The sequence below is a fragment of the Mycobacterium intermedium genome (assembly GCF_002086275.1).
GTDB classification, from domain to species: domain Bacteria; phylum Actinomycetota; class Actinomycetes; order Mycobacteriales; family Mycobacteriaceae; genus Mycobacterium; species Mycobacterium intermedium.
In genome coordinates this window covers 1-10,933 of sequence record NZ_MVHT01000136.1, presented here as the reverse complement: position 1 = coordinate 10,933, position 10,933 = coordinate 1, and the positions used below count along the sequence as shown (strand labels likewise).

Annotated in this window: 12 protein-coding genes; 10 read left to right on the top strand and 2 right to left on the bottom strand. The window is 64.7% G+C overall.

What is annotated here, in order from left to right; translation table 11 throughout:
• Positions 1–187 precede the first annotated feature (187 nt).
• Positions 188–670, top strand: coding sequence for a SixA phosphatase family protein (locus BST27_RS28395; RefSeq protein WP_069421587.1), 483 nt, complete (start codon positions 188–190; stop codon positions 668–670).
• 38 nt (positions 671–708) lie between these two features.
• Here the strand turns inward: BST27_RS28395 and BST27_RS28390 are convergent, their stop codons facing one another.
• Together BST27_RS28390 and BST27_RS28385 are read right to left on the bottom strand one after the other, a co-directional pair.
• Positions 709–1,242: a DUF3558 domain-containing protein gene (locus BST27_RS28390; RefSeq protein ID WP_069421555.1), complete on the bottom strand. Its 534-nt coding sequence runs from the start codon at positions 1,240–1,242 to the stop codon at positions 709–711.
• 8 nt (positions 1,243–1,250) lie between these two features.
• Positions 1,251–1,859, bottom strand: coding sequence for a DUF3558 domain-containing protein (locus BST27_RS28385; protein ID WP_079220112.1), 609 nt, complete (start codon positions 1,857–1,859; stop codon positions 1,251–1,253).
• A gap of 110 nt (positions 1,860–1,969) precedes the next feature.
• On the opposite strand from BST27_RS28385, the gene BST27_RS28380 reads away from it, so the two are divergent.
• The 9 genes from BST27_RS28380 to BST27_RS34185 all read left to right on the top strand — a co-directional run.
• Positions 1,970–3,709 (top strand): ABC transporter ATP-binding protein, encoded by a 1,740-nt coding sequence (locus BST27_RS28380; protein ID WP_069421589.1) that lies wholly within the window; start codon positions 1,970–1,972, stop codon positions 3,707–3,709.
• A complete protein-coding gene (locus BST27_RS28375) occupies positions 3,706–5,622 on the top strand; it encodes an ABC transporter ATP-binding protein (RefSeq protein ID WP_069421556.1) in 1,917 nt (638 codons plus the stop codon). The genes BST27_RS28380 and BST27_RS28375 overlap by 4 nt, the downstream gene beginning before the upstream one ends.
• A 104-nt stretch (positions 5,623–5,726) precedes the next feature.
• Entirely contained in the window at positions 5,727–6,062 is a 336-nt protein-coding gene (locus BST27_RS28370) for a DUF732 domain-containing protein (RefSeq protein ID WP_069421557.1), read from the top strand.
• Between the two features lie 115 nt (positions 6,063–6,177).
• Positions 6,178–6,900 carry an LppX_LprAFG lipoprotein gene (locus BST27_RS28365; protein ID WP_069421558.1) on the top strand — a complete coding sequence of 241 codons (723 nt, stop codon included), beginning with the start codon at positions 6,178–6,180 and terminating at the stop codon, positions 6,898–6,900.
• A gap of 54 nt (positions 6,901–6,954) precedes the next feature.
• Complete coding sequence (locus BST27_RS28360; RefSeq protein WP_069421559.1) at positions 6,955–7,356, top strand: DUF4189 domain-containing protein; 402 nt, start codon at positions 6,955–6,957, stop codon at positions 7,354–7,356.
• A 274-nt stretch (positions 7,357–7,630) separates the two neighbouring features.
• Entirely contained in the window at positions 7,631–8,341 is a 711-nt protein-coding gene (locus BST27_RS28355) for a C39 family peptidase (protein WP_069421560.1), read from the top strand.
• Positions 8,342–8,442: 101 nt separating this feature from the next.
• Positions 8,443–9,150 (top strand): C39 family peptidase, encoded by a 708-nt coding sequence (locus BST27_RS28350; RefSeq protein WP_069421561.1) that lies wholly within the window; start codon positions 8,443–8,445, stop codon positions 9,148–9,150.
• Between the two features lie 245 nt (positions 9,151–9,395).
• Positions 9,396–10,556: an ATPase/transcriptional regulator EmbR gene (embR, locus tag BST27_RS28345; protein WP_069421562.1), complete on the top strand. Its 1,161-nt coding sequence runs from the start codon at positions 9,396–9,398 to the stop codon at positions 10,554–10,556.
• Between the two features lie 239 nt (positions 10,557–10,795).
• Positions 10,796–10,933: hypothetical protein (locus BST27_RS34185; RefSeq protein WP_249025727.1), on the top strand; the 138-nt coding region annotated here is incomplete at its 3' end.

Below are 10,933 nucleotides of genomic sequence, written 5' to 3'. Positions count from 1 at the left end.
ACCCCACCTCGACCACGGCCAACCCCGCACCAACACCTTCCACCACCCACAAAAACTCCTGCGCGACGGAGACGACGATGACGAAGCGGCATAGCCGACGCCGCCACGGATTCCGGCGTGGCGCAAGGGGAACTAAGCATCGGTTAACGTGTGTCCGGTGACAGACCCGCACCGCAACCTCGTGCTGATGCGACACGGCAAATCGGCGTACCCGGATGGCGTCGCCGACCATGACCGACCGCTAGCACCACGCGGTGTCCGCGAGGCCGGGCTGGCCGGGGACTGGCTGCGTGCCAACCTGCCAGGCGTCGACGCCGTGCTGTGTTCGACGGCCACCCGCACCCGGGAAACCCTCGCCTGCACCGGAATTGACGCGCCGGTGCGTTATGTTGCTCGGCTCTACGGCGCCACTCCCGGCACCGTGATCGAGGAGATCAACCGCGTGTCCGACGACGTCACGACGCTGCTGGTGGTCGGACATGAGCCGACGACGTCCTCTCTGGCGATCCTGCTGGCCGGGGCTGACGGCACCGACTACGCAGCGGTCGATCGCATCGAAGACAAATTCCCGACGTCGGCGATCGCGGTGCTACGCGTCCCAGGGCGATGGGCAGACCTGGAGGTCGGCAGCGCGGCGCTCGTCGAGTTCCACGTCCCGCGCGGGGGCTAGGGGTTGGTCCGCGACGGCTAGGGGTTGGTGCGCGACGGCTACGCGTTGGTCGCCAGGGTCAACTCCATCAGTTTGATCGCCTGCCCACACGCGTCGATGCCGGGCGCCTGGGGGTTCACCCACCAGCCGACTACGCCGGCCGCGTCGCTGGCGACACCGCACGAGCCATTGGGGTCGCCGGTGCGCATCACGATGGAGTCGATGCCCTGGATGGACCGCGTCTCGATCTGATACTTCAGGCCCTCGGCAACCTTGCGCTCGTTGCTCAGACTGCCCTGCTCAAACCAGAAGCGGGTGATGTCGATCAAACCGGCCGGGTTGGCCGCCTGCCAACGGCAGATCGCACCGACGAATGTGCTCTGTATGTCCAGCGGATCCGCACCCACCGTCTTCGCCAGAACGTCGGTGGTCAGGACCTCACATTCCTTCAGCAGGTTCGGATACTGCTTCTCGGAATTGTCATTGCGCGGGACACCAGCCCCACCCGCCTTGACAGCCGTACCCGAGACCGACTTCGAACAACCGGTCAACAGCACCGCTACCACGGAGAGCACGGCAACCAGACACCTCATCCACCGGGTCATTTCGAATTCGCAATCGACTGGCGGGCCAGCTCTTTGGCGATGTCGCATGGCGGCGGAAACGGCTTCTGGCTGAAGCTGATCGACCATTCGATGAAGTCGTCTCCGAATTGGATCCCGACTTCACACAGCGAGTCGCCCAAACTCGACTCGCTACCTATAGCGATGAAGCCACTGTGCCCGTTGATATTGATGTCCTCAACACTCGCGCGTGACAACTCTTCTGTCTTGCGCTCCCGACCGATCGGACTCCCGCGATACCACGAGAAGGAGAAGTGCGGCCCCATGATGCCGCCGCCGGACAGCCATTGGCAGCCGACCGAGTTCTTGGCGGTATTCACCAGGTTCGAAATCCTGGTCTGCTCTGCCACCGTTTGGTCACTCACACCACCACACTGCGGGAAGAAGGGGCCGTGCTTACCTTCTTTGCCGGTCGCGGTCGACGAATCCGTCGCACCAGGGGTGCTGTCGCCAGAACCCGAGCACCCGGCGATAACCAGGCTCAAAGCCATCAAGGCGACCAACGCCCGAGTCGCGGGTCCAAGCCTCGTCAAATTACGCCGCACCACTACCTCTTCTGTACCTCTCCGGATGCCGGTTACTGCCATGCAGTGTAGGGGCACCCCGGCCGACAGGCTGCGACACGCCACTTGATCAGGTGTTTCGGGGTCGCCGGGTGATCCACGCACGGGCCGACGCACTGTGCGACAGTTACCCAATGCTCCTGGCCCTGCTGCGCCAGTTCATCCGGCCATACCGGCGGCTGGTAACGGTACTGATGGTGCTGCAGCTGATCAGCACGCTGGCCTCGCTTTATCTCCCGACGGTCAACGCCGCGATCATCGACAACGGCATCGCCAAGGGTGACACCGCGACCATCATCCGACTGGGCATCATCATGCTCATCGTCACCGGATTGCAGGTGCTGTGCGCGGTGGGAGCGGTGTATTTCGGGTCACGGACCGGCACGGGTTTCGGCCGGGATCTGCGCGCGGCGATGTTCGAGCACGTCATCACCTTCTCGGAACAGGAGACGGCGCACTTCGGCGCGGCGACATTGTTGACGCGCAGCACCAACGACGTCCGGCAAATCGTGTTCCTGGTCCAGACAACGGCCACGGTGCTGGTCACCGCGCCCATCATGTGCATCGGCGGCGTCATCATGGCAATTCACCAGGAGGTAGCGCTGACCTGGCTGCTGCTGGTCAGCGTCCCGGTCCTGGCCGGTGCCAACTACCTGATCATGACGCGGATGCTGCCGTTGTTCCGCCGGATGCAGAACCTGATCGACGGGATCAACCGCGTGCTGCGCGACCAGTTGGCCGGTGTGCGCGTGGTCCGCGCGTTCACCCGCGAGAACTTCGAGCGGGAAAGGTTCGCTCGGGCCAACACCGAACTCTCGAACACCGCGCTGGCATCGGGCAACTGGCAGGCGCTCATGCTGCCGGTGACCACCGTGACCATCAACCTGTCCAGCGTGGCCGTGATCTGGTTCGGCGGGCTGCGCATCGACAGAGGCCAGATGCAGGTCGGCTCGCTCAGCGCGTTTCTGGCGTACTTCGCGCAGATCCTGATGGCGGTGCTGATGGCGACGATGACCCTGGTGGTACTGCCGAGGGCATCGGTGTGCGCCGAACGCATCACGGAGGTGCTGGGCACCTCGGCCGCCGTAGACAACCCCGCGAACCCGCAACACCCGCCGGGCGGGGTGACCGGGCTGGTCCGATTGGACCGGGTGACGTTCACCTACCCTGGCGCTGAATGCCCTGTCCTGCAGGACATCTCGTTTACCGCGCGACCGGGAACCAGCACGGCGATCGTGGGCAGCACCGGCTCCGGCAAGTCGACTCTGGTGTCGCTGATCTGTCGCCTGTACGACTCCACCGAAGGCACCGTCTTCATCGACGACGTCGACGTCCGCGACTACCACACCGAGCGGTTGTGGGCCGCGATCGGACTCGTTCCGCAGCGCGGGTTCCTCTTCTCGGGCACGATCGCCGACAACCTCCGCTATGGGAAGCCGGACGCGACAGACGAGGAAATGTGGCAGGCGCTGCGGATCGCCGCGGCGGACGATTTCGTGCGCACGCACGGCCTGCACATGCCCGTCGCGCAGGGTGGCATCAACTTCTCCGGCGGCCAGCGCCAACGGCTTGCCATCGCCAGGGCGGTGATCCGCCGTCCCGCGATCTACCTGTTCGACGACGCATTCTCCGCACTGGACGTGCACACCGATGCCAAAGTGCGTGCCGCACTGCGCGAACACGCCAGCGACGCGACGATCATCGTTGTCACACAACGGATTCGGACCGCCGCGCAGGCCGATCAAGTGATCGTCGTCGACACCGGGAGCATCGTCGGCGTCGGCACCCACGAATCGCTACTGGCCGACTGCGCCACCTATGCGGAGTTCGCCGCCTCGCAGGCGATCACCGCGGGCGTCGGGGGCACCCGATGAGCGCCCCGATGGGCGCCCGCCCGCGCGCCGGGGCCCCGGCGCCGACGAAGTCTCGGGACTTCTGGGGCACGGCCGCGCGACTGGTGAAGCGACTCGCCCCGCAACGCCGGCTGAGCTTCGCCGTGATCACGCTGGGTATCACCGGCACCGCGATCGGGGTCGTCGTGCCGCGGATTCTCGGCCACGCCACCGATCTGTTGTTCAACGGCGTCATCGGGCGACAACTGCCCGCCGGTATCAGCAAGGCGCAGGCGATCGCCGCGGCCCGCGCGCGGGGCGACAACACCTTCGCCGACCTGCTGTCCGGGATGAACGTGGTGCCCGGCCAAGGTGTCGACTTCGGCGCGGTGGTGCGAACGCTGGCACTCGCGATTACCCTGTATGTCCTTGCCGCCCTGCTGATTTACGCCCAGGCCCGGTTGCTCAACGTCACGGTGCAGCGGACCATCACCGCGTTGCGTTCCGACGTCGAGGACAAGCTGCACCGGCTCCCCCTGTCCTTCTTCGACGGCCGCCAACGCGGCGAGTTGCTCAGCCGCGTCACCAACGACATCGACAACATGCAGTCGTCGCTGTCGATGACGATCAGCCAATTGGTGACCGCCGTTCTGACGGTGGTGGCGGTGCTGGCGATGATGATCTCGATCTCGCCCCTGCTGGCGCTGATCACGGTGCTGACGGTGCCGCTGTCGCTGCTGGCGACGCGCGCCATCACGCGTCGCTCGCAACGCCTGTTCATGGCCCACTGGACCAGCACCGGCCGCCTCAACGCCCACATCGAGGAGACCTACAGCGGCTTCACCGTCGTCAAGACGTTCAACCACCAGGCCGCGGCGCGCGCTCGGTTCCACCAGCTCAACAACGATGTCTACCAAGCCAGTTTCGGCGCGCAATTCTTCTCCGGCCTGGTCCAACCGGCGACCGGCTTCGTCGGCAATCTCAGTTACGTCGCGGTGGCCGTGGTGGGCGGCCTGCAGGTGGCCACCGGACAGATCACCCTTGGCAGCATCCAGGCGTTCATTCAATACGTGCGCCAGTTCAACCAGCCCATCGGCCAGGTCGCCGGGATGTACAACATGCTGCAGTCCGGCGTGGCAAGCGCCGAGCGGGTGTTCGACCTGCTCGACGAACCGGAGGAACGCCCGCAATCCCAACCCGCGCTCCCGGCCGGCCCAGCCATCGAAATACCGAACGGGCCCGGTCGCGTCGAGTTTCAACATGTGAGCTTCGCCTACCACCCGGGCCACCCGGTGATCCACGACCTGTCGCTGGTCGCCGAGCCCGGCAGCACGGTGGCCATCGTCGGACCCACGGGAGCGGGAAAGACGACGCTGGTGAACCTGTTGATGCGCTTCTACGACGTCGATGCCGGCCGAATCTTGCTCGACGGGGTCGATATCAGCTCGGTAAGCAGGCAATCGGTGCGGTCGCGAATCGGCATGGTGCTGCAAGACACCTGGCTGTTTGACGGGACGATAGCGGAGAACATCGCCTACGGACGGCCGGACGCCAGCCCGGAAGAGATTGCGGCAGCCGCCAAGGCGGCGTTCGTCGACCGGTTCGTACACACGCTGCCGGCCGGCTACCAGACCCGGATCAGCGGCGACGGCAGCAACGTCAGTGCCGGCGAGAAGCAGCTCATCACCATCGCCCGCGCATTCCTCGCCCGCCCCCAGCTGCTGATCCTGGACGAGGCGACCAGCTCGGTCGACACCCGCACCGAGGTGCTGATCGCCCGAGCGACCAGCGAACTTCGGCGCGATAGAACCAGTTTCATCATCGCGCATCGCCTGTCGACGATCCGGGACGCGGATCAGATCCTGGTGGTGCAGGCAGGGCGTATTGTCGAGCAGGGCAACCACGCAGAACTACTGGCTCGGCGCGGCGCATATTACGAGATGACCCTCGTTTGACGGCGGCTCAACAAAATCCACGAAGTTGCCAAGAATCCTTTGAGAATTCTTCAAGGGCAAGAGCTGAGGCTGCCGTCAGGCATCCACTACCGAAGGGCCACTACATGTTTTCTGCCCGCATCGGCGCTGCGATCGCCACGGCGGTCGGCGCCACCGCCGTCGGGGTGGCCGTCGCCACCGCAGGCACCGCGGGGGCGAACACCACCGCCGACGAAACCTTCATCTCGCAGATGCAGGACGTCGGCGTCACGTTCTCGTCCCCTCAATCGGCGATCCAGCAGGGACATCAGGTCTGCCAGGAGCTGGCCGAAGGCAGGTCGAGATATCAGATCGCCGAGGAGATCCTCAGCCAGACCGACCTGACCACCATCCAGGCAACCTCCTTCGTCGACAACGCGACCGACTCCTACTGCCCGGAATTCGCAGCCCTGACGATCTGAACTCCTCGGTCTCGAACACTGCTCATTAAGCTCTGTGTTCGGCTGCTGACGCCCCCTGGTCCCGCACGCATCGGGATGCAATCAGCGGCCGTGCGCCCGCTGAAGGAGATGTCCGATGAAGCTGCAGCCCCGTACCCTCTTCGCCGTCGTCGCTCTCGCAGTCGGCCTCGTCGTGGCCGGCTGCGGCGGCAACGGCGAAACCGGCGCCAACGCTCCCACATCGAGTAGCAGCGCCGAGGCGACATCCGTGCTCAACCAGGCGACCGAAGCCATGCGCAAGGTGACCGGAATGCACCTGGACCTGGCGGTGCAGGGAAATGTGCCGAACTTCCGGGTGACCAAGGTCGAGGGCGACATCTCCAACACACCGCAGACCGTCGCCACCGGAGTCGCGACCGTGGTCCTGGGCGACAAGAGCGAGGTCGCGAAGTTCGTCTTCGTCGACGGCCACCTCTACTCCGATCTCGGACAGCCGGGGTCCTATACCGATTTCGGCGGCGGCGCCTCCATCTACAACGTGTCGGTTCTGCTCGATCCGAACAAGGGTTTGGCCAACCTGTTGGCGCACCTGGAGAACGCGTCGGTGGAGGGCACCGAACAGGTGCACGGCGTCGCCACCACCAAGATCACCGGGAAATCGTCCGCCGATGACGTCGCGACACTTGCCGGCACACGGTTGACCGACGAGAACATCACCACGGTGCCGACGACCGTCTGGATTGCCACGGACGGGTCCTCTCACCTCGTCCAACTCCAGATCGACCCGATACCCAACAGCTCGGTCACGCTCACGATGTCCGAGTGGGGCAAGCAAGTCACCGCAACCAAGCCGGTCTAGCCGATGATCAACCACTCCGGGGTGCCACAGCGTTCATCGAAAGGACTCTCCCCAATGACGACGATGAGTACCCGTCGGGCACGGCGGGCGTCCGCTCGCCTGGTTCAGTTAGCCCGCCCGGTCTTCGCCGCTGCCGTCGCTGCCGTCGCCGCAATTACCGTCACGCTGGCTCCGGCCGCCCAAGCGGCAGATTCACATGGCGCGATCGCCTATTCCAGCGACGGTTCCTGGGGCCGATCCAAGGGCTACCCCACCAAGGCTGCCGCTGAGGCCACCGCAGTCAAGTCCTGCGGCCATTCGGACTGCAAGGTGGTGGTCAGTTTCACCGCGTGCGGCGCGGTCGCCAAGAACGACCGGGAGACCCAGGGCGCCGAGGGACCCGATCTGAGCTCGGCCATGAAGAGCGCGTTGGCCAAGGTCCCCGGCGGTTACATCGACGTCTGGGAATGCAACTAGTCCCAACAGATAGCGCCTGAATCTCTTCTCAACGCACTTCCGCGCCGGCGTCGGTGATCACCAACGAGCAGAGATCAGACACGAAGATCAAAGTTGTCAAGCTAACGGCGACCAATCGCGACCCGTAGGCGGGCAGCCGCCGGTTAATACCCCGGGCCGGCTGCCCGCCTTTGCACGGCACGCGCGGGATCACTCCAAGAATTCGTCCAGATAACAAAAAGACCGCTATCGGAACCTTTTCTCAACGCCCCCAGACCGGAAAAGGACCACCCCGATGAAAATCAACTTCTTCACCGTCGCCAAGACCGCAATCTTCGCCACCGTCGCCGGCGCGCTGACCCTCGGACTTGCCGGCCCGGCCGCAGCATCGTCGGGCACCATGTACGGCGACCCGACGGCGCTCGCGAAGTACTGGGCGCACCAGAAGTACGACGACTGCGCGCTCATGTCGAGCGCCGACGTCGTCGGCCAGATCACCGGCAAGATGCCGTCCGAGCGGGCCATCATCAAGGTCGCGCAGAACACGCCCAGCACCAGCCACCCCGGCTCGATCTACCTCAAGCCCACCGACAAAAGCAACCCGAACTCGGGCATGGGCACTGACCCCGACGACCTGCCGACCCTGCTGGCGCACTACGGAATTCACGCCGTGAACACCGACGCCGACCACGAAGGGCAGAGCGGTGTCGCCACCGGACTGGCGGCACTCGAGCAATACCTGAGCGCCGGCCGCGGGGTGATCGTCGGCCTCAATGCCGAAATGATCTGGGGCCAGCCCATCGAGAACAAGGGCAACGACGGAACGGTGTACGCCGACCACGCTGTCGTCGTCACCGGTGTCGACACCGCCAACAACATCGTGCACCTCAACGACAGCGGCACGCCCAAGGGCAAAGACGAGCAGATCCCGCTGGACCTGTTCGTCCAAGCGTGGGCCACCAGCCACAACTTCATGACCGTCACGAAGGAATCGCGCAAGGCGTGACGCACGACAACCCATCGACGGGCATCGGCGGGCCGGGGCACGTCAGAGAGCTCCAAGAATTCGTAAAGATAACGAAAAGGCAGCTGCCGCAGCCTTTTCTCATGAGAACCACCATCGTCCGGGCCGCCAAGACGGCACTCATGGCGACCGTCGCCGGTGCCATCGCGCTCGGACTCGCCAGCCCGGCCGCAGCGTCGTCGGCGCGCACCATGCACGGCGATCCGGCCGTCGCCACCAAATACTGGCGGCTGCAGGCGTTCGACGACTGCGCGATCATGGCCGCCGCAGATGTCGTCGGCCAGATAACGGGCACGGAGCCTTCCGAGCGGGCCATCATCAAGGTGGCCCAGAACACCCCCAGCACCCGTCACCCCGGCTCGATCTACATCATCCCGACCAATTCCGGGGACGGGAACGGAACCAACCGTCTGGACCTGCCGACGTTGTTGGCGCACTACGGCGTCGAGGCCAACATGACCGACGCGGACGCGGCGGCGCAAACCGGCATCGCTACGGGTATTAAGGCGCTCGAGCAATACCTCGACGGCGGCCATGCGGTCATCGTGAGCCTCAACGCCGAGATGATCTGGGGCCAGCCCGTCGAAGCCAAGGACCGTGACGGCAACCCCGTGTCGGACCACGCCGTGGTGGTAACCGGCATCGACACCATCAGAAACATCGTGCACCTCAACGACAGCGGCACTCCCCAGGGCAAGGATGAGCAGATTCCGCTACAACTGTTCGTCCAGGCGTGGGCCACCAGCCACTACTTTCTGCTCGTCACGACCGGAACCACGGCTGGCCACTGACGATGGATCGCCTATGTTTCTCAGTACCAATGCAATTCGCGCGAAAGCCCGATGATCCCTTTGGCGAGGCAAATATTTCGGCCGGTTGCTGCAGCTAATGGCGCCGGTGGCGAAGTGTGGCGAAGTATCAACACGTCGACGTGCCAGGGGCTTCGGTTGTTACCGGATGCGCAAAGTTAGTACCACAATGGCAAGGATTGATATTGATATAAGCAGCGTGGCAGACGAGACCACGACGGACCGGAATGGCTGGTAGCGCGATGGAGGACAAGCGTCTCGAATTCGGTCTACTCGGACCGTTGGAGATGAGGATCGACGGCAACCTCGTGCCGTTGGGCACCCCCAAACAGCGGGCGGTGCTGGCCATGCTGGTCATCAACCGCAACCGACCGGTCGGAGTCGAAGGCCTCATCACGGCCCTGTGGGAAGAGTGGCCCCCGTCCGGGGCCCGGGCGAGCATCCACTCGTACGTCTCGAACCTGCGCAAGCTGCTCAGCGGGGCGGGAATCGACCCGCGCGTGGTCCTGGCCGCGGCACCGCCGGGGTACCGGCTGAGCATTCCCGACGACACGTGCGACCTCGGCCGGTTCATCGCCGAGAAGAACGCGGGTGTGCACGCGGCGGCGGCGGGCCGGTTCGAACAGGCCAGCAAGCACCTTTCGGCCGCGTTGAAGGAGTGGCGCGGGCCGGTGCTCGACGACCTGCGCGACTTTCAGTTCGTCGAATCCTTTGCCACGGCCCTTGTCGAGGACAAGATTCTGGCGCACACCGCGAAGGCGGAAGCCGAAATCGCTTGCGGGCGGGCTTCCTCGGTGATCACCGAGCTCGAGGCGCTGACCATCGAGCACCCCTACCGGGAACCGTTGTGGGCGCAGCTGATCACCGCGTACTACCTCACCGACCGCCAGTCGGACGCCTTGAACGCCTACCGGCGGGTCAAGACCACCCTCGCCGACGACCTGGGCATCGATCCCGGCCCCACCCTGCGCGCCCTGAACGAACGCATCCTGCGCCAGGAACCATTGGACGCCAAGAAATCCGCCAAGACCACCGCGGCCGGCACCGTTACCGTGCTCGATCAGCGGACCATGGCCTCGAATCAAAAGGTCGCCGCGTACCTGCACGACGTAGCAACCGGTCAGGACTATCCGCTGCTGTCCGCGGCGACCCGAATCGGGCGCCTCAGCGACAACGACATCGTCCTGGAAAGCGCGAACGTCAGCCGCCACCACGCGGTGATCGTCGACACCGGGACCAACTACATCATCAATGACCTCCGGTCATCGAACGGCGTGCACGTGCAGCACCAACGGATCCGATCGGCCGCGACGTTGGTCGACGGCGACCATATCCGCATCTGCGACCACGAATTCATCTTCCAAATCAACGCGGACGCACACCGTTAGCGGTTTGCCGCAAGAGATTACGGTGGTCCCCCTCGATCAAGTAGGCCACGCCGACCGACCTGCCGCTGGCCCGCTGCAAGAGGTGGCGATTCTCGAGTTCGTGGGTTGCGACCGGGCTAGCGGGGGTCCCATGTCGCGATTACCGTCATGGTTGCTGGGGCCGGTGATTGCGCTCGATGCGATACCCGGGGGCTGTTGATAGTGTCTGCGGAATCCGGGTTGGTGGAGGAGGATCAGCGATGAGCGACGATGGCTCGCGGGTCGGAACGGACTTCGGGCCGTACCGTCTCAAACGGCTGTTGGGCCGTGGGGGGATGGGCGAGGTCTACGAGGCTGATCACACCGTCAAGGAGTGGACGGTCGCGGTCAAGGTGATG

What these genes read in the sequence shown, in the direction of transcription:
- embR (WP_069421562.1), top strand. Translation starts at nt 9,396, where the DNA reads ATGGCTGGTAGCGCGATGGAGGACAAGCGTCTCGAATTCGGTCTACTC.
- BST27_RS28355 (WP_069421560.1), top strand. Translation starts at nt 7,631, where the DNA reads ATGAAAATCAACTTCTTCACCGTCGCCAAGACCGCAATCTTCGCCACC.
- BST27_RS28390 (WP_069421555.1), bottom strand. Translation starts at nt 1,242, where the DNA reads ATGAGGTGTCTGGTTGCCGTGCTCTCCGTGGTAGCGGTGCTGTTGACC.
- BST27_RS28380 (WP_069421589.1), top strand. Translation starts at nt 1,970, where the DNA reads ATGCTCCTGGCCCTGCTGCGCCAGTTCATCCGGCCATACCGGCGGCTG.
- BST27_RS28365 (WP_069421558.1), top strand. Translation starts at nt 6,178, where the DNA reads ATGAAGCTGCAGCCCCGTACCCTCTTCGCCGTCGTCGCTCTCGCAGTC.
- BST27_RS28375 (WP_069421556.1), top strand. Translation starts at nt 3,706, where the DNA reads ATGAGCGCCCCGATGGGCGCCCGCCCGCGCGCCGGGGCCCCGGCGCCG.
- BST27_RS28385 (WP_079220112.1), bottom strand. Translation starts at nt 1,859, where the DNA reads ATGGCAGTAACCGGCATCCGGAGAGGTACAGAAGAGGTAGTGGTGCGG.
- BST27_RS28395 (WP_069421587.1), top strand. Translation starts at nt 188, where the DNA reads ATGCGACACGGCAAATCGGCGTACCCGGATGGCGTCGCCGACCATGAC.
- BST27_RS28360 (WP_069421559.1), top strand. Translation starts at nt 6,955, where the DNA reads ATGACGACGATGAGTACCCGTCGGGCACGGCGGGCGTCCGCTCGCCTG.
- BST27_RS28350 (WP_069421561.1), top strand. Translation starts at nt 8,443, where the DNA reads ATGAGAACCACCATCGTCCGGGCCGCCAAGACGGCACTCATGGCGACC.
- BST27_RS28370 (WP_069421557.1), top strand. Translation starts at nt 5,727, where the DNA reads ATGTTTTCTGCCCGCATCGGCGCTGCGATCGCCACGGCGGTCGGCGCC.